Origin of the sequence: Gordonia sp. VNK1 (genome assembly GCF_040049135.1) — a bacterium.
GTDB classification, from domain to species: Bacteria; Actinomycetota; Actinomycetes; order Mycobacteriales; family Mycobacteriaceae; genus Gordonia; species Gordonia oleivorans.
In genome coordinates, this window is sequence record NZ_JBDZDJ010000002.1 from 127,318 (window position 1) to 144,607 (window position 17,290).

General features: G+C 66.2%; 24 protein-coding genes. 8 read left to right on the forward strand and 16 right to left on the reverse strand.

All coding sequences use genetic code 11. The features are described 5' to 3' along the window. Positions 1-193 precede the first annotated feature (193 nt). From ABLE94_RS02525 to ABLE94_RS02550, 6 genes are all read left to right on the forward strand, one after another. On the forward strand, positions 194-607 hold the full coding sequence (locus tag ABLE94_RS02525) for a hypothetical protein (RefSeq protein WP_348807964.1): 414 nt from the start codon (positions 194-196) through the stop codon (positions 605-607). Beyond that, a complete protein-coding gene (locus tag ABLE94_RS02530) occupies positions 604-753 on the forward strand; it encodes a hypothetical protein (protein WP_348807965.1) in 150 nt (49 codons plus the stop codon). The genes ABLE94_RS02525 and ABLE94_RS02530 overlap by 4 nt, the downstream gene beginning before the upstream one ends. Then, positions 750-1,349 carry a recombinase family protein gene (locus ABLE94_RS02535; RefSeq protein ID WP_348807966.1) on the forward strand — a complete coding sequence of 200 codons (600 nt, stop codon included), beginning with the start codon at positions 750-752 and terminating at the stop codon, positions 1,347-1,349. The genes ABLE94_RS02530 and ABLE94_RS02535 overlap by 4 nt, the downstream gene beginning before the upstream one ends. A 347-nt stretch (positions 1,350-1,696) precedes the next feature. Continuing rightward, on the forward strand, positions 1,697-2,641 hold the full coding sequence (locus ABLE94_RS02540) for a hypothetical protein (protein WP_348807967.1): 945 nt from the start codon (positions 1,697-1,699) through the stop codon (positions 2,639-2,641). Between the two features lie 25 nt (positions 2,642-2,666). Beyond that, entirely contained in the window at positions 2,667-3,017 is a 351-nt protein-coding gene (locus ABLE94_RS02545; RefSeq protein WP_348807968.1) for a hypothetical protein, read from the forward strand. 115 nt (positions 3,018-3,132) lie between these two features. Continuing rightward, the gene (locus ABLE94_RS02550) at positions 3,133-3,591 is read left to right on the forward strand and encodes a hypothetical protein (RefSeq protein WP_348807969.1); all 459 of its coding nucleotides are present in this window, start codon (positions 3,133-3,135) and stop codon (positions 3,589-3,591) included. Positions 3,592-3,650: 59 nt separating this feature from the next. Here the strand turns inward: ABLE94_RS02550 and ABLE94_RS02555 are convergent, their stop codons facing one another. The 9 genes from ABLE94_RS02555 to ABLE94_RS02595 all read right to left on the reverse strand — a co-directional run bounded on the left by ABLE94_RS02555 (position 3,651) and on the right by ABLE94_RS02595 (position 7,903). Then, a complete protein-coding gene (locus ABLE94_RS02555; RefSeq protein ID WP_348807970.1) occupies positions 3,651-4,286 on the reverse strand; it encodes a hypothetical protein in 636 nt (211 codons plus the stop codon). Further along, entirely contained in the window at positions 4,283-4,597 is a 315-nt protein-coding gene (locus ABLE94_RS02560) for a hypothetical protein (protein ID WP_348807971.1), read from the reverse strand. Before ABLE94_RS02560 ends, ABLE94_RS02555 begins: the two co-directional genes overlap by 4 nt. A gap of 57 nt (positions 4,598-4,654) precedes the next feature. Continuing rightward, positions 4,655-5,551, reverse strand: a complete 897-nt coding sequence (locus ABLE94_RS02565; RefSeq protein WP_348807972.1) for a hypothetical protein — start codon at positions 5,549-5,551, stop codon at positions 4,655-4,657. Then, positions 5,548-6,285, reverse strand: a complete 738-nt coding sequence (locus ABLE94_RS02570; RefSeq protein ID WP_348807973.1) for a hypothetical protein — start codon at positions 6,283-6,285, stop codon at positions 5,548-5,550. The genes ABLE94_RS02565 and ABLE94_RS02570 overlap by 4 nt, the downstream gene beginning before the upstream one ends. Next, positions 6,282-6,470 carry a hypothetical protein gene (locus ABLE94_RS02575; RefSeq protein ID WP_348807974.1) on the reverse strand — a complete coding sequence of 63 codons (189 nt, stop codon included), beginning with the start codon at positions 6,468-6,470 and terminating at the stop codon, positions 6,282-6,284. The genes ABLE94_RS02570 and ABLE94_RS02575 overlap by 4 nt, the downstream gene beginning before the upstream one ends. Next, positions 6,467-6,697, reverse strand: coding sequence for a hypothetical protein (locus ABLE94_RS02580; RefSeq protein WP_348807975.1), 231 nt, complete (start codon positions 6,695-6,697; stop codon positions 6,467-6,469). Before ABLE94_RS02580 ends, ABLE94_RS02575 begins: the two co-directional genes overlap by 4 nt. Positions 6,698-6,802: 105 nt before the next feature. Then, positions 6,803-7,039 (reverse strand): hypothetical protein, encoded by a 237-nt coding sequence (locus ABLE94_RS02585; protein ID WP_348807976.1) that lies wholly within the window; start codon positions 7,037-7,039, stop codon positions 6,803-6,805. Next, positions 7,036-7,746 (reverse strand): hypothetical protein, encoded by a 711-nt coding sequence (locus tag ABLE94_RS02590; RefSeq protein ID WP_348807977.1) that lies wholly within the window; start codon positions 7,744-7,746, stop codon positions 7,036-7,038. The genes ABLE94_RS02585 and ABLE94_RS02590 overlap by 4 nt, the downstream gene beginning before the upstream one ends. Then, positions 7,739-7,903, reverse strand: a complete 165-nt coding sequence (locus tag ABLE94_RS02595; RefSeq protein ID WP_348807978.1) for a hypothetical protein — start codon at positions 7,901-7,903, stop codon at positions 7,739-7,741. The genes ABLE94_RS02590 and ABLE94_RS02595 overlap by 8 nt, the downstream gene beginning before the upstream one ends. A 146-nt stretch (positions 7,904-8,049) precedes the next feature. Here ABLE94_RS02595 and ABLE94_RS02600 point away from each other — a divergent pair, with 146 nt between their 5' ends. Beyond that, positions 8,050-8,307 (forward strand): hypothetical protein, encoded by a 258-nt coding sequence (locus tag ABLE94_RS02600; RefSeq protein WP_348807979.1) that lies wholly within the window; start codon positions 8,050-8,052, stop codon positions 8,305-8,307. 11 nt (positions 8,308-8,318) lie between these two features. Next, positions 8,319-10,142 (forward strand): TraM recognition domain-containing protein, encoded by a 1,824-nt coding sequence (locus tag ABLE94_RS02605; RefSeq protein WP_348807980.1) that lies wholly within the window; start codon positions 8,319-8,321, stop codon positions 10,140-10,142. A gap of 76 nt (positions 10,143-10,218) precedes the next feature. Here ABLE94_RS02605 and ABLE94_RS02610 read toward each other — a convergent pair whose 3' ends face one another. The 7 genes from ABLE94_RS02610 to ABLE94_RS02640 all read right to left on the reverse strand — a co-directional run bounded on the left by ABLE94_RS02610 (position 10,219) and on the right by ABLE94_RS02640 (position 16,964). Continuing rightward, positions 10,219-10,638 carry a hypothetical protein gene (locus ABLE94_RS02610; protein ID WP_348807981.1) on the reverse strand — a complete coding sequence of 140 codons (420 nt, stop codon included), beginning with the start codon at positions 10,636-10,638 and terminating at the stop codon, positions 10,219-10,221. Between the two features lie 291 nt (positions 10,639-10,929). Continuing rightward, positions 10,930-11,418 (reverse strand): hypothetical protein, encoded by a 489-nt coding sequence (locus tag ABLE94_RS02615; protein ID WP_348807982.1) that lies wholly within the window; start codon positions 11,416-11,418, stop codon positions 10,930-10,932. Next, on the reverse strand, positions 11,408-13,309 hold the full coding sequence (locus tag ABLE94_RS02620; RefSeq protein WP_348807983.1) for a hypothetical protein: 1,902 nt from the start codon (positions 13,307-13,309) through the stop codon (positions 11,408-11,410). The genes ABLE94_RS02615 and ABLE94_RS02620 overlap by 11 nt, the downstream gene beginning before the upstream one ends. Further along, positions 13,306-14,151, reverse strand: a complete 846-nt coding sequence (locus ABLE94_RS02625; protein WP_348807984.1) for a hypothetical protein — start codon at positions 14,149-14,151, stop codon at positions 13,306-13,308. Before ABLE94_RS02625 ends, ABLE94_RS02620 begins: the two co-directional genes overlap by 4 nt. 315 nt (positions 14,152-14,466) lie before the next feature. Continuing rightward, positions 14,467-15,480, reverse strand: a complete 1,014-nt coding sequence (locus ABLE94_RS02630) for a DUF2637 domain-containing protein (RefSeq protein ID WP_348807985.1) — start codon at positions 15,478-15,480, stop codon at positions 14,467-14,469. Next, the gene (locus ABLE94_RS02635; protein ID WP_348807986.1) at positions 15,467-15,718 is read right to left on the reverse strand and encodes a hypothetical protein; all 252 of its coding nucleotides are present in this window, start codon (positions 15,716-15,718) and stop codon (positions 15,467-15,469) included. The genes ABLE94_RS02630 and ABLE94_RS02635 overlap by 14 nt, the downstream gene beginning before the upstream one ends. 37 nt (positions 15,719-15,755) lie before the next feature. Then, positions 15,756-16,964: a hypothetical protein gene (locus ABLE94_RS02640; protein ID WP_348807987.1), complete on the reverse strand. Its 1,209-nt coding sequence runs from the start codon at positions 16,962-16,964 to the stop codon at positions 15,756-15,758. Positions 16,965-17,290 lie beyond the last annotated feature (326 nt).

The following is a 17,290-nucleotide window of genomic DNA, read 5'->3' on the forward strand; positions in this document are numbered from 1 at the left end:
TCGTCGGTCGTAATACCCATACACACTCCGTCTATCTGGGGTACACCCTGGCCGAGCGGTGTCGAACGTCGGATCTTCCGTCACAACAGGGTCCATTTTCGATTCACTTGACATAATCTAATTGAAGTCCTAGACTTGGAATTGACAGTAACGAGTGCCGCGAAAGGCGCGGACGAATCGAACGGAGATCCCGATGACCGCAAAACACGACGCGTGCTTGGAACTCGACACCGCAACCGGTTACGTCAGCCCGACGAATCGCGGCAGGCCGCTGCCCAATGGCGGGCCCACGAACGTCGCGCTCCCGCTCAGCATGGACGCGGCCACGGCGCTGGCCGCAGACCTGACCGCACCCACGTTCGCCGCGCTCACCGAGCCGGGACAACTGTGGCTGGATCTATATGTCTACGCCGGGCGCTGGGAGCCCCGCCCCGGCGAGCAGTCGCCGTCCGGGCGGCTGCTGGGGGTCCACGCGCTGCATGTGGTGGTGGAGTGGCACGCTGACCAGCGGGACGACACCACCGCTGCCGCGATCCGCGAGGCCGTGCGAAAGGTGCTGCGCAGCCGCCGGATCAAGGGTTTCCTGACCGAGGCCTTGGCCGCATGACCGGCCAGCACGACCACAACACCATCGCATCACTGATCCGGGTGATCTCCGCGCCCAGCGGTGCCGGTTACGGGTACGCCCACGCCCATCGGATCGCCGGTCGCACGCTGAGTTCGACCATCGACCTCAACGCGAGGCTTCCATGACCGGACAGCGCGTCGGCTACAGACGCGTCTCGACCGTCGAGCAGAAAACCGACCGCCAGCTCGCCGACGTCCACGTCGATAAGGTGTTCACCGACAAGGCGAGCGGCAAGAGTACCGATGGTCGGCCCGAGCTGGCCAACGCAATCGGGTATGTCCGCGAAGGCGACACGCTCATCGTCCACTCGATGGACCGATTGGCCCGCAATATCGTCGATCTTCATCAGATAGTCGATGCCCTCACCAAAGGCGGAACCCTCGTGATCGACGGCGAATCCGTCACGTGCAAGGGCGGCGTCGCGGTCCAGTTCGTCAAGGAGGCCCGGACCTTCACCGGAGACGACGACTCCGAGGCTCAGCTCATGCTGGGCATCCTCGGCGCCGTGGCCCAGTTCGAGCGCTCGATCATCCGCGAGCGCCAGCGCGAGGGCATCGCCATCGCCAAGGCTGCCGGGAAGTATAAGGGCGGCCAGCCGAAGCTGACTGACGAACAGGCGGTGGAGCTTCGTCGACGCAAGGATGCTGGCGAGCGCGTCGCGGACCTAGCCCGAGAGTTCGGAGTGAGCAGGCAGACGGTGTACTCGTACCTCTCTGCCTGACCCGCAACAGAATGACCCCACCACCTCGGTGGGTGGTGGGGTCATTCTGTTGACCGCACCGCGGCATAGGCCCGCGCTGCGGGCCACAAGGTGTCCTCTACGGGAATGACGTTGTCGGGGCGAAGGTCTCGATCCGGTAACACTTGGCGGCAACTTGGTGGCATGTGGTAGGATTGGCCACGTAAGCGTAAATGGGAGAGCTGTATCTACCCAACGCTCTGACCAGCACTTTTTGCCCTCTGGCATGTGACTGAGTTCCCCGGTAATAACTCATCTAAGCAGCATCTTTGCAGGTCATCGCCTGTCGAAATTTGCTGCGACTTTTTGCATTCGCGGGGAAGGACCACATGACCAAGATCGACATTTACACCGCCCACCGGCTAGATCCAGCAGCACCGCCATCTGCTCTACTGCAGCAGCTCGACAACGAGGCGTCACAAACTCGGGATAGACTGCAGCGCAACAGGATTGCGACTGCACGCGCCATCATCGCCGATCCGCAACGACGCGCAACATACGACCGCTACCTCGCCGACCCCAGCGCCGAGGTCACCGAGACGACGCTGGCGCAGATCAGCGGCCGACCGGTGCCGAGCGCTGGGGAAGTTGGCAGCCGGAACACCAAGCTGGCGCTCGGCATTGTCGCCGCATCCGTGGTGTTGGCGTTGGTCGTGGCCATCGTAATCGTGGCTACCGCCGGTGGTGATGAGAACTCGCCGACCAACGCTGCAGCATCGTCGAGTGCCGCCGCGTCGCAGCAGGTCGAGGAGTCAGCGCAGGCTTCATACGATACTGACGACCTCATCAAAGCCAAGTGGCCCGAAAGCAGCAGCAGTGCACCGACGTTGGCTGTCCATCTCGACGCGGCCTACGCTCTACCGAGCGGGGCGATCACGTCGTTGGACAACGACACCAACTGCGCCAACGCCAACAGCTGCGAGATCCGGCAGAACCAGGACAAATCGATAGGTGTCTACACCCTGCGACACGCGAGCGAGGCGCAACCACAGCGCCTCATCACCCTCGATCAGCAGGGCACTCTCATTTCCGACACCCGATATGGCCGCTCGGATTCGATCCCGCCACGCTTTGACCGGCAGGAATACGCTGAACTCGGCTACTTCCGCGTCATCGCAGGTGACGGCATGGCGATTCCGCCAGCGGCAGCAGGCACCGAATCCGAGATGCAGTTTGCGATGGCGATACTGCCGGATGCGTTCGCAGACAACCTGTTTTGGGTGATCCTGAGGGGTGGCGACACCCTCTACAAGGCAACTCTCACACAACCCTGACAACCGACCGACTAGGAGAACCACTATGTCCATCAAGCCCCGCATCGCCACCAGCCTGACTGCCGCTGCGATCACCGCAGCCGCCGTCGGCGGCACTGTCGCTGCTGCCCCCGAGGCCAACGCAAACGTGCCCAGTGGCCGATACACCATGTGGGACAACGGCAAATCGGCACCGGCGACGATCAGGGGTGGTGTGATCGCGATTCATAACCCCGGCGGCACCTTGCGGTACAGCGTCCACTCGACCCGCAGCGGTGGCTACGCCGACATCGGCGCGAGTCGCTACGTGTTCAACCGACACGGCCGGTCCTACAGCGGTCCGATCATGTTGGGACCGCTTACAATCGGGCAGACCAAGCTCGTGCCCCGACGCTGATCGCCCAGCAGCGCAAAAGTGGCCCCCGGAGCGACCGGGGGCCAGTTGGGAAGTCAGAGAGAGGGAGGTGATGAGGTTGGTCGGTAACACCGACCCTGCACCCGCTGTGCACACCATGCGCACACCGGCGTCCGAGGCGCAGCGGGCCACGATGCTGGCCGATATCCTCCGTGAGGTGCGGCGCATCACGCCGCACCGTGGTCGTGCCGACGTCGAAACCTACATGCGCGAGATCTCGGCCCGCTACGTGCGCCTCGGTGGCCTGCAGCTGCCCCGTGGTTGGCAGACGATCGACCGACTCGACCGCCTCGCGCTGCGGATCAGGGCTGGCGGCGCAACGTCGATCGCCGATGCGATCACCCAGCTCGACCACGCGGCCGAGATCCGTCGACTCGATGCCGCCAACGAGGACGCTCGCCGGCGCAACACCCAGCGCGAGCGCGACCACCAGTTCCGCCTGCAGATGGCCGAGCAAGGGCAACAGGCGCGTAACACCCGGCTGATCCGCGGAGCCGTCCTTGGTGAGGGCATCCGCAATCGAAAAGCATTACGCCAGATACTCAGTCGCCGTTAGCGCCCGGACGAGAACACCCCCGATGCCACGCAGGCATCGGGGGTGTTCCCTTTTCTCTCCTACAGCGACGGACCCCCCAAGTCCTTCAGTTTTGTCTCCTTCCCCGGCCCCAACCTGTCGATCAGCGGCCGCTCGGCCTCCAGCCCGGCATCCTTTGCCGACGGTGGCATCTCGACCGGCACGGACAGGTCGAGGGTGATCTCGGGCTCCGCATCCTCGGCGACCACCCTGCCGTCCGCGGTGACCTCCAGTTCGACGTCCGCCGCTGCGGCCGTATCCATCACGGCATCGGCTTCGTTGGAGTCAAGGACCACACCGACCTGGCCGACCAGGCCGCGTTCGGCCCGGATCGCCGCCCAACGGTCGACCACCCGTTGACCGTTTTTGCAGCGCCGGTGGTGCATCCACCCGACGGCCGCGAGGGTCGGCAGCCCCACCAGCGGGTTCTCGGCCGCGAGGGCCATCGCCTGCTGATTGAGCCCTTGGCCAGCGGCTTTGTCCGTAGCGAGCGTCTGCTGCGCCGACTCGTGCTGACGACGCAGCTCGTCGTCGGCCCGCTGCTGATCCTCCCGCGCATAGCGCTCCCGGCGATCCTCCAACGCCTGACGACGGCGCTCGGCCTCGCGGTCTGGCCGGGTCGAGAAGTACCGCTCGGCCCGGGTCACCTTGTCCTCCAGTGCCTCGTCCCCGGTCACCGCAGCTGCCCCCAGGTCGAGCCGCCGAACAGCACGATCGCGCTGTCGGCCACGCCGTCGCCATCGTCGTCGGACGGTTGCAGCGTCACCGGCACCTCGGCCGGACCGACGTAGAGGCGACCGTCCGTCACTGTGGCCGACACACTGGTCAGCGGGCCGGCGAGCGCGCCGCCGATCGGATGGACGATGTCGAGGGTGTAGTTGCCGTCGGCCAGGGTGGGGGTGGTGTCGGCGCTGGCGGCACCCGCTCCCAGCAGGCCTGCGGCAGCGATGCCGGCGGCGACGACGGTGGCTTTGATTGCGTTCTTCATGATGAAATCCTTTGCTTGGTGCTTTCGATGCTGTTGTCGTACAGGGTGTTTCAGTTGTCATTCGCCGTCGGCATCACCTCCCTCGTCGGCATACCGCAGCTCGACCAGCGCCACCGCTACCGGCGTGTCAGCCTTGGCCGCATCACCGAAGACCACCACCGCACGAGGCGAGTTGTCCCGCACCGGGCCGACGCCGTGGTACAGGATCACCTGCGCCGCAGTGTCGCTGGTCTTCGCGGCCTCCGGTACGGCACCGGAGACCCGGAACTCGGTGTCCACCAGGCGATCGCAGGCCCCTGCGGGGAGCATGTCCCGGTCACCGCCGGTGGTCTGCTGGCCCCCGTCGAGGGCCAACTCATCACCACGGATCGTGGCCGTGACCTTGGTCCACTTGCTGCCGCCGACGTCACCGGCGGCGTAGACCCCGAACGTGGCCGCATCGAGCTGCAACAGCTCCATCACGCCGGTCGGAGTCTGCTCGCGGGTGGTGGCGTATGCCTGCGGCAGCGGCGCGGAGTCGATCACGGTGAGCTGCACCGATGGGTCGCGGCTGCCCTTGACCTCGGCAGCGCTGGCGTCATCGCAGCCCGTCAGCTCGGCACGCTGAGGGGCCATCCGGCTGCTGCTCGCGGCGACCTTGTCGCGCACCTGGCTCGATTTGCTCGCGACGCCTGCCTTCACGTCGGCGGCCGTGTTCTGGCCGCCGAGGCTTGACAGTCCCCACACGAGGCCACCGCCGATGACGAGTGCAATGGCGACCAGGCCAGCAATCAGGACCTTGGGGATGCCGCCCGGTGTCGGCGGCGCTGCTGCCGCTGGTGCCGGTGCTGCCGCTGGCGCAGCCGTCGGGGTGTCGACCTCCTCGACGACCTCGTAGTCATCGCCGAGATCACTGGGGTCAACAGGATTGCCATCTTCGTCGAAGTACTCATAGTCGTTGTAAGACATGGTCATTCACTCACTTTCTTGACGCGACGAACAACCTTCTTCGGTGCTGCCGCTGGGGTTGGCTGGTAGTGATGCGCGGGCATCGGGTCGGCATCGACCGACGGACCACCAGGCAGCGATCCGGGTTGCACAGGTGCTGCGATCGGTGCTGCAGGGGCCGGTGCCACCGGGGTAGCCGGGGGTTGTGCGGCAGGCGCTACCGGAGTGGCACCCGCAGTCCCTTCAGGACGCACTACCCCTTTGGATTTCAAGCTCGACACGAGGTTGGGAAACAGCGACGGTGCGACGACCAACGACCCGAGCAGCAGCGCGGCCCCACCGGCGATATACATGTTCTGAAACACCTGCAGAGCCATCGTGATCGCCGTGCGCAGCGCCAGGAAGGCGAGGCCATAACCCAGGCCGATCAGGCAGAGCATCGGCACGCTGGCCCGAGCCAGATAGCCGCCGGACACAGCGGTCGCCGACCGTCCGACCTGGCGCAGGAAGTCGACGTCCTGGTCGGTGCCCGCCGCGGGGCCGCTGGCAGTGGGGATCGCAAGAATGCCGCGGCTCCACAGCCGCATAGCGATGAAGGCCACGGCAGCGGCGAGCACGGTGGCCACCTTCTCCGCGTAGCCCTGTTGCGCGATCACCCACGCCAGGACGCCGACGCCGCCGAAGGCGAGCAGTGTGCCTACGATGCGGATGATTTCACCAGCACCGGTCTGGATGTGCACATTTACTGGTTGGTTGCTCATTTCTGGTTCTCCTTGTCATGATTGATGTTTCGCAGATTCGGCAACACCAGCGCCGCCGCCAGTGCCGCGGTCGCCGCCCCTCCGGCCCACCGCCACCCGCCGCCGAATGCGATGCCCGCGATGATGACGGCGACGGCCGTGACGAGGACGACGGTGATGCCCACGATGAGAGCTGCGGGTTTCACGACGTCGCTCCCTTCTTGCGGCCCACCCCGCGACGACGGTTGCGCTCGGCGGCGACTGCCGCCTGCACCGCCGCCTGCAGCTCCGGGTCGGTCCTGAGCTTGGCCAGGCCGTAGGTCAGCAGCTCGCGGATGAGGACACTGGCCGGGGTGGTGTACTTCGCGCTCAAGGTGCGCAGACGCTTATGCTGCGGCAGGTCGAGGGTGACGTTCGTCCGGATGGTGCTCATGTGTAGGTCCTTTGGTCGGGGTGATCCGTGTGATCACCGCTGTCGTTGGTCGGGGTCGGGTCGTGGGTAACGGTGGGCAGTCACCCAGCAGGGCGGCGAGTTTGCTCATCGGCGACGCTCGCCGACCCTGAGGCCGAGCCACACGCCGAGCGTGAGAACCCCGACGACGGCCAGCACGTACTCGACCTTCACCGAGGGCAGACCCGATGCGGTCCACACGAACGCGGCCAGCAGCAGTACCGCGCCGAACCCGACCCACACGCCACCCTTGCGGTCCGTCGCCCACATGTCCGCGATCTCGTCGCGGACCGGTCGGGCGGCATTCTTCAACTTGCTGATCATGCTTCGATATCTCCTTGTTCTGCCTGCTCGTAAGCAGCGGTTTCGGCATCGACCTCGTCGTCGGTGTCATGTACTGGGACGGCCAATCGCGGTGCTGGCGAGGGCTTCTCGGGTGTTGGCTCCGGCTCCGGCGCGGGCTCCGGTTCGGCGGCATGGACCGGCATGCCCAGGCGTGGCGTGCGGGCACGACCCGATCGGGCTTCGCCCGACACCGCCGGCCAGCCGTGCGCCCGCACGAGCCACACCAGGCGCGGACCGGCGATGACGATGTTGAGGCCCACCCAGGTGCCCCACCACGGGGTCGGGGCCAGCCACACGCCCAGGCCGACGGCACTCACGACACCGCCGAGGACACCGGCCGGCAGCATCGCCATCGGACCCAGTCGCGGAACCAGGCGGTACCAGGCGGCATAGAGCGCCCAGCCCAGCGCCAGCCCGAGGCCGGCGAATACGACCCTGACCGACTCGTAGAGCACCGCGGCCACCACACGGGCGACCCGGTGGTCCTCGCCGCCGAACGCGGTGCGGTACGGCCGGGCGTGCGTGACCACGCTCAGGGAGGCCTCGTCCTCGACACCGGCCTCGTCGCGTGTGAGGCGGCGAGCGCGCTGCGCCAGGCGCTCGCCCCGACGTCGGGCACCCGCGAGGTGTCCGGCCCGAGCCAAAACCCAGCCCGAGCGCTGCCGGGTGAAGTGCAGGTCACTCATAGGCGACCACCTGCTCGATCGCGGCCGACGGGGTGCAGTCCGGCTCGCCGTCGACGCTCACCTTTCCCGCGGCACCGAGGACGATGCCGACGAGGAAGACGACGCCGACGCCGATGATCTTGGGCCACCACCCACGGCTCTGGGTTGCCTTTGCCATCGCTGACCTGCGCTTTCCTGTTCGATGGGATAAGTAAATGTGCAGGTGCACATCCACACAAATCAGACTACACTAGGTGAGGAGCATATGCACATGTACTTAGGCAGATGAGCAGCTGCACAAGTGCTGTGTGCTACAAGGAGGACATGGACGACAAAGACGAGATGATGCGACTGCATGTTCTGATGCCAGCAGCGATGAACACCCGGCTACGAGCGGCTGCACTCGAAAGAGGAACGCCTGCAACAGTTTTGGTGCGGACACTCATCGCCTACGGCCTCGACCGCATGGACGACGCAACCCTGAGCCAATTGATAGACGACGCCGCCCAGGCCGAGCGCGAACGACGCGCCGCCGCCGGGCGAGAGGGCGGGAAGAAGCCCCGGCCCCCGAAGAAAACATAAGGAGAAACTTCATGGCGCTCTACCGCAAGAGCGAGCCGTACAAGCCCAAGCCGACGCCGTTCGGCGGATTCATCGACGGCGTGCCCGCAGTCACGGGACCGCACCTGCTGGTCAGTGGACCCAGCGGCGTGGGCAAAGCCCTCGCTCTGTCGACGCTCATCCCGACCCCGACCGGATTCACCACCATGGCCGACATCGCGGTCGGCGACCAGGTATTCGGCCGCGACGGCGAACCCACCACGGTGACCGACGTGTGGGATGTGATCCAGCGGCCCGAGTTGTATCGGTTGCGGTTCTCCACCGGTCACGACCTCCGGGCTGACGCAGGTCATCAATGGACCGTGGTGGACCCGAACCGCGATGACGGCACCGAGATCGTGGTGACCACGGTCAACATGGTGGCTGATCGCGATGCGAAGTGGATCATCAACCCGCCGGTACTGCCCGGTGCCGTAGCTCCGGTGATTGGACCCATCCACATCGTCGACATCGAACGCATCGAACCCGGCCACCCGGACTACGAGGCCGCACGCTGCATCGCCGTGGATGCCCCCGACGCGGTGTTCCTTGCCGGTTCAGGCTTCATCCCCACTCACAACTCTCGTCGGGTGCTGGGTCCCGGCGTCATCACCTGGGGCGGTCCCGTGGTGGCGATCAGCAGTAAGCCCGACCTCATCGAACTATGTCTCGAAGCACGGCACCGCAACGCCCACGGCAGCCGCACCTATGTTCTCGACCTCAGCGGCCAGGTGCCCGACGACGTGCTCCCCGAGGGCGTCGAGAAGGTGGTCATCGACCCGGTCGCGCTGATCGGCAGTGCCGACGAGGCACTCGACCTGGTCAGCGTGCTGATGAAGGCCGGGGCCGCCGGTGCCAGCAGCTCGGCATCCGGCCAGAGCGGAGATCCGTTCTGGGAGAACATCTCCATCGCGCCACTCGCCGGGATCTTGCGCGCTGCCGGTGCCGACGGCATCGCCTGGGCCAAGGCCGCGGTCGGTCGCCCCGATCCGCCCGCCGTCGAGAACCCCGACGACGGCCCTGACACCGTGACGCCCTGCTGGATCAACGCAATCCAAAGGTTGGAGGAGTTGGGGGAGGATCAGCTCTCTGACGAGCTGCTGTCGGCCCACGGCACCGACAGCAAAATGCGTGACTCGGTGATGATCACGATGAAAAGCGCCATCGCTCCCTGGTGGAGGTCGACTGTCGTCGGCGGTCGCGGTGAGCGCGTGTTCGCCCCCGACATGCTGGAGCACCCGGCATCGACGCTGTTCGTCGTCGCCCCGGCGGGAAGCATCGAGGCCGGTGCGGCCGTGGCTGCCGTCGACTCGATCAGCGCGCATTGGCGTCGGGGGCAGACGCGACCAAAACAGTTGGAGCACTTGTTGATTGCCTGCGACGAACTCTGCAACACCTTTCCGTGGACCAAACTCCCGATCGTCGTAACCGAAGCCCGCGCCATGGGCATCGCCGTCCTGGCAGCCGTGCAATCCACATCGCAGTTCGCCCGCCGTTACGGCCGCGAGGGCATGGACGAGCTGCGCGACGTGTTCCCCTCGATCCTGGTCCTCTGCGGTGCACCCGAAAAAGAGATCATGGAAAAGGCGGCGTGGGCACACGGCCGTACCGAGCGACAAAAGCAGAGCGTCGACCACGCCGGCCGGGGGTCGAGCAGCGGCGAGATCAGCGAGGTCTTCCACGGGTCGGACCTCGTCCCCAAGGACATCGACCACGGTCGGCTGCTGCGGGGCTCACGGCCCGCCGACGCCGACAAGCCGCAGGTCAGGGAAGCCGGTCTGCTCGTCGAGCTGGTCGACATCTCGCGGCTTTTTTGACCGCTGCGCTGACAGCAAACACCCCGGTGACCACGAACGGTCACCGGGGTGTTTGTTACTTCCCGCTATGTCGGCGTCACCGCCCACGGCTGTGGTCCTGCTGATCCCGCTGGCGGGCTGCGGCTTGGCGCACCGCCGCTGCTGCCTTGGGTGAGCGCTGCGGGGTTGCCTTGGGCGGCTGGGACTTCGGCATCCCGGGCTCCGGCGAGATCTTGGCCTGCACCTCAGCACCCCGTTTGGCCGCCTGCTTGCTCAGACGCTCCGACCGCTGCTTCGACTTGGCGGCGATCTCCTCCGCCTTGGCCACTTTGTCCACGCGGCTGTGCAGGGTGTCGCCGATGTGGTTGCGGCGTTTGACCTGCTGTTTCGCCTTTTGAATCTCGGCGCTGCCGAGTTCGGATTCGCCGAACCGCTCGACGACCTTCTCCTGACCTCCCTCGATCAGCTTGCGGCGCAGCAGATCGACCTTCTTCTCGTCGACGTGGTCGTTTGCCATATCCCTCTCCTTATATATTGGAACCACCGCTGATTGCGGTGGCTACGTTGTGTCGCCCCCATGCCGCCCGGATGTCATCGATGCTGCGGGTGATCACCGACTCGGCCATGTCATCGACATGCGCAGGGCACGCATACCCGGTCTCGTGCATCTCCCGACCCCGTGCTGAGCGAAAGCCCAGGTAGGTGATTCTGTAGCCCGCGTTCGCACCGCACCACGTGCATTTCGGCCGGACCCTTTGCAGAGCCTCGGCAATCATCGCGCTCGGATTGCCCTCTCGCTCAAAGATGCTCACATCGCACTCCAGGATCGGTATTTCTGCGCCAACGCCGTATACGCCCGGTGGATGCCGAACACCAGTGCCGCGGCCGCGGCCAGGTGGATCGCTGCCCACACGCCAGTGGCCAGTGCGCCGTCGGCATCGAGCATCGACCGCACCGACCACCCCAACAACGAGTCCAACCGCATGGCGCTGACGAGCGGCAGTGTCATCAGAGCGACCGAGAGCGCGATCGCCGCCGCCGGCAGCAGCGCTGTGGCCAGGCGTCCGACCCCGCCCCAGTGCAGGCTCGACGCCACTCGCCTCGCCCGCCGCTCGGTGCGCTCGGCGGCATCGACCGCCTTGGCCATGGCCTTGTCGGCAGCGGCCAGTTTGGCGTCGACGACCTTCGTCAGCGCGTGCTCGTGCTCCACGGAAGCTTCCCGGATACGCAGGGCGGCGCCGGTGCCGATCAGTTCCTCGTCGACGACGACCTTGACCTCGGCCGCGCTAGTCGGCAATGCTGCGATCGCTGTTGCCAGACTTTGGAGTTGGCGCATTACTGGCTCGATCTCGCCAGTGGCTGCCGGGCTTTCCGTCGATTTCGCGCTCAGCGCTTCGACCTTGCTGCTCAGATCGCCGAGCTGCAGAAGCAGCTTTTGGCGTTCGCCGCTTTGATCCCGTTGCATCCGTGCCGCTAACGCGTCGGTTATCTCCGCTAGCGCCTTCTCGCCCCACCCCAGCACCGGCTTGGCCCTGGTCGCCGCGTCGATCGCCTGCTCGACCTTCGCGGTCAGCCGACTTTCCAGGTCGCGTATCGCCACCGCCGTCGCCTTGTCGATCGACGGAGTTGTCGCCGGCACTTCGCTCGGTGTCGTCGCGGCCACCTCGCCCGGTGGGGGCTGTAGGTCGATGCGGGGCGACAATAGTGTGGCCCGGCTCTTGCTTTCCTCGCTCATCGTCTTTCCTCTCTAGTGAGTTGTTGTTGTTGCCGCCGGGTGGCGGTGGTGGATAGTGGGGGGCCATGCGGTCCTCGATCTCGGCCACGCTGTATCCGGGTCCGAGATCGTCAAGGCTCACGGCCACCCCCGGCTGCCGCCAAACCTCGGCCATCTCGCCGGGCACGGTGGTCACCTTGACCCGGTTGGCCTTCGGCACCACCGCGATACGTCGACCCAACGTGTGCGCCCCGAGTTGTTCCCAATCACTGGCACCGGAGGCGATGCCGCTGTCGATCGCCTGCCGCATCCGGTCCTCGTGGGTATCCATGCCGGTGGGTGCAGCTGCCCCGACCGGGCCGTACCCCGGCCGATAGTCCGGTGTCGGATAACCACCCGGCGGCGTCCGCGCCGGCACCAGTTCGGCCTCCGGCACCGCCAGCTCGCGGCCCTGCGCCACCCTGTCGGCATTGCGGGCAGCCTGCTCGGTGACGGCCTGACGGCCGAACTCACCCCGACTGGTCGCCAGCTTGCGGGCTCGCTGGGTCAGTTGTTGACCGTCACTGCCGGTCCAGCCGTACGAGACTCCACTCTTCCCGTGGGTACGGACCTCGACGCCCTCGTTCGCCAAGCGGGTCACGTAGTCGTCCCAGCTCACCGCTCGGGCGCTCGCGGACCGCAGTGTGACCCGCACCCGATCGTCCTCGGACACCCCCAGCGCCATCGCGACATGCTCGCGGGCATCGGTGTCGAGGCCTTGAGCGGCGAGGTCGACCTCAGCCGTGGCCGCGACGCCGTCACGCAACCGCTCCTGCAGCTGCGCCATGCTCACCGCACCCGAGCGCCCCTCACGCACCTTGCCGCACCGCAGGACAAACTCCTTATTGTCATATCCCAATTGCTGAGAAACAACATCGTCGAGCTTTGATCGGATGCGATGGATATTGCGCATATCGCCATCCATCGCACGACCAGCGCGGTAATTCTTTGTCCGCTGGTTACCGTTTCGATCGGTCCAATTCAGCTCCACCGGATATGCGGCGACATTCTCCACCACGCAGTGCGCATGGAGTTTCCCCGGAACAATTGTCAGCTTCCCGTCGACCAATTCCAGCGCCGCATTGTCGGCCTGGATCACGATCAGTGCTTTGCGCCCCGGAAAGGACTCTTGACAAGTCCGTCGGGCCACCGCCATCAGCGCCTGGTGGGCAGCTGGATCGTTAGGGTCCAGCTCACCGAGAGCAGAACTGATGATGAGGTGGAACGCCTCGACCTTGGTAGCGGGACTGCCGCAGCGCTCCTTGGTCGCCGTCACGTCGGCGACGAAGGTCTCGGGCGTGGTCGCCCCGATCGTCGAGACCAGCTCGTGGCGGCGACCGGACACCCCAGGCACGCCGAGATCGTGCGCGGGGGCACGCATCAGATAATTCGAGATTGCGCCCAGACTCTTGACACTGCTGCCGACCGCGATCATGCCGACCACCGCCAGGCCGCCAGCTCGCCCAGCATCGCCTCGACGGCGGCACCGGTGGATGCCAGCTGCTGCCGGAGCGCGGACAGGTGATCGGTCAGGTCGGCCGGGAGTTCGGCATACGTGTTGGTGAACCTGACCACCTGATTGAAGTTGTTGCCCTCGGCCACTTGCTCCAGCCGCAGGGTTTCTACCCGCGTTGCCAAACGGTCAAGCAGTGCGGCCAACCGGTCGACGTCACCGGGTGGCAATGTTGCCACCGGCGCGGGGTGGTCACATAGGTGGTCACATGGGGTGGCTATGTTGCCACCGGCTATGTGACCACCCTCGGAGGTGGTCACATAGCCACCGCGTGGTTTACCACCTGTGTTACCACGTTCCGGGTTACCACCCCGGCTGTCACGTGCCCGCCCCAGACCGACCTCGATGTAGTGCTCTGCGGCGGCGTTGACCGACCGGCGTCCGGCCTTGGCCGCGAGCGCCTCATAGACCGCCTGCCGCGGCCGCAGGCTGATCACCTTCGCCGACTTGGTCGCGCTCCGCCGGGCCTGCGTGCGGCCCGACCCCGCGCCCAGCGCCGCAGCGAGGTCCGGGCCCGCGACGGCTGCGGCCTCCCGGCACCACGCCGACACCCGCTTGGCAGCCACCCCCTCGGTGACCCCGAGGGTGGCTGCGACATCGCGGCCGATGGCCGCGAAGGAATCCCCGGCGCAACGCCGGGTGAGCGCTGAGGCGACCGCCCGTCGGGCCGCTGGCCCGCCGACCGTCGCCGCCACCGCAGCCGCCACTCGATCGACCTCGCCGCCTACCGGCGACAGGTCGACCATCGTGCCGTCAGCGGACATGTCTCCTCCTTCGCCAGCATCGTAAGCGCGTGTGCATCTGCACACGAGCTTACTCGCTGACGGCGTCGTCGACAACCACCCTTCGGCGGCGTTGACAAACCGGCAAGCATCTCTGCTGTAGACATCTCGCGCTGCCGCGCTCGATGTCTACCCGGTCTTCGACCGGCCGCAGAGGCTTGCCGGGGGTCGCTGCGCGCCCCCTGGACCCCCTGCCGGGAGAACACCTGTCGGCCGTGCGGCCGACAGCAACAGACCCCGTCCCCAGAGGGGGGACGGGGTCTGTCGGGAGGTCGGTTTGCCCTCGCGGGCAACCCGTTACGCGACGACGGCGGCGTCGGCGTCGGCGAACTCAGGGCTCACCTCCTTGGCCGCGTCGACCCACCGCTTGACCGTCGGCCGGGACCGGCCGGTCGCCTCGGCGATCGCCCGGATCGACTCGCCGGCCCGGTGCTGGCGCAGCACCTCGGCCACCTCGTCGGCCTCTGCCCGAGCACCCACGGTGGCGAGCACCCAGGCCGCGAGATCCTCGGCGGCGGCGTCGACCGGCAGCTCTGCAACGGGGGCGTCGGCAGCCTCGACCATCGGTTCCGGCGCGGTCGGATGCGGGGTGTCATGCGGGGTGTCGACGACGTCGTCATCACCAGCGGTGCCCTCGCCGACCGCCTGTGTTACCACCCCGGCGGCATCCTGCGTTACCACCGGGGTGGTCACATGGGCGGGTGCGGGGTGGTCACATACGGGAGTCTGTGTTACCACCTCGGCGACGTCCTGTGTTACCACCCGGTGGTCACCTACGGTCGGGGTGCGGTCCACGGTGGCACCCGCGTGGTCAGCGTGGGTTACCACCGGGACGGGTGGCAAGGTGACCACTTCCGGGGCGGCGGCATCGGCGGCATCGGCCGCGATCTGCCGCCCCGCCATCAACACCATGACCGTGCACACGATGATCGCCACGTCCAACATGACCGGCACCAGCCAGGCCAACTCCGGCCGCACCCGAGCCATCACCGCGACCTCATAGAGAGCGTCGAAGGAGAGCGCGAAGGCCGCGATGGCGATCACCACGACACCGCCGAGCGTCCACGTCCGACCGCGCCCGCCGAGCTTGGCCGTGCCCAGCGCGAGCACCTCGGTGATCGCCAGCAGGATGATCGGCGGCACGGCATGCGCGAACCCTGCCCACCCCGGCGACAACGCCGCGTCGGTGGTCGGGACCGCCGTCAGGCCATAGACCACGTTGCCCGCAACACTGAGCGCGGCAACGAGCACCAGGACCGCCGTATAGGTGCCGCGGCCGTAGGTTTCCGGCTTCGGACTATTCGAGCTCACGGCCGACCTCCTTGGGTTTCGACGGCGGTGTCGCCGCCTTGGGGATGAGTGGACTATCGACCTGGAAATCGTGTCGCATCAGCTGATTCAACCGACTTTCCTCTTGCTCAAACATATGGCTGAGGCCGGTGGAAGAATCGCCGATACTTGGCTTCTCTGATTCCTCGGCCTGTCGCTTTTCGATTTCTTTGGGGTCGACACCCAGCGATTCTGCAAATAGGTCGCGCATTGAAACCATTTTGTTTCCTCCTTATTCTTTCGACGACCAACCACTTTTAGGCCGTGCCATTCCACACTGCGAGCAGTTCGGCGCGGATCTTTGCCCACCCCGCGCACGTACCGCGGTTGGGCTTTGGCGGCATCATCGGGTTGTAGAAATCCGGCCACCGCCGTGCATGCGCGTAGTACCGCCGCAGCCAGGCGATCGACTCCTCCTCGCCGTCGGTGGCGTGGCTGAGATGCCACAGCGCTGACTGCCACGTCTGTTGGATGTCCTGATAGTGGAGCCGAAACTCCTCACGGACGCTCTCGGGTGTCCCATTGTTCTCCTCGATGACCATGGCAATCACCGAATCAAGGGTCGGCGGCGCGCCCATGAGCCGCGTCAACGCCGCAGTGCATTGCGACTCGGTGCCCTCGATGCACTGGTCCTCGCACAAGAAGGCGATGCCCCAGCGCAGGTCAAACTCGTCCCGTCGCGCTTGCTCGGCGGCTGCGGCCTGCTCGGCCTGCTCACGCCTGCGCTGTGCCACCGCCTCGCGATACTCCGCACCCTCGGGGGTGGCATTCCACGCCGACTCCATTGACAACCACAGCCGCGTGGAATGCCACTGGTGGGCGTCATCATGCCGACGTTCGGCATCAGCAACGGCCAACAGACGGTCGTACTCGATCCGGGCGATTTCTTCCTGCCGTGCGCGCTCTGCAGCACGGCGCTCAAACTCTGCCAGATCACGTTCGTCCTGCGTCAGCTGGCGCTGTTCGCGGCGGCGCTGCTCGCCGAGTTCGTACGCCTTGACGAACTTCTGATGATGGCGCAAGAACTCATCGGTGTACTCGTCGGCCACGTGACCGATGGTGAGATCGCCGTCGTACAGGCCGCGCTCGATGGCTGACACCGTGAGGCGTTTGCGCTCGCCGAGCGCCGCCGCCATCACCGCCCGCCACTCGAAGTTGGCCACCACCGGGAGATACGTGCGCTCATGGTGGAGGTAGTCGAGATAGCGACCAAAATTGCCCTGCCCGCCCAGTGGCCGCACCATCGTGGGTCCGATGCCCAGGGCCGCAGCCACTTTGGCGAGGTCGCGCTGCGATCCGAACCGGATCGCACCTTGGGCGTGCTTACCGTTCTCCTCATGTAGGTAGAGGACGAACTCGCATTCACCCAGCACCTCGGGTGCCTGCCGCATGCGCTCGAAGTGCGCGGCGTCGGCAGCGTTGAGCGGTTCTCCGGGGCCGGCGTCGTACTGATGGGAGAAACTCATCGCCCTCGCCCTCCGACGCTTCTCGCTGGCCGCAGAGCGGCCACTGGCTGTAATCTGTGGTTGTTGGCGCGGCATCGCCAGCTCCTTCCTTGAGAGACCCCTCGGCGGCGATCCGGGGGTTTTTCTTTGTTCTGGGTCGGTTTGTCTCAGTTGTCTCAGTGGGGGTGTTGGGGACTGAGACAGAATCGCGTCAGCAAACCTGCAGGCCACGGTGGTGGCGGTGGTTGCTTGTCTCAGTTGTCTCAGGGCAACAAGTCAAGTACCGCGGCAGGCGGGCGTGCGTATAAGAGCTGGTCAGAGCGATATTCGACCGCTGAGACACCGGT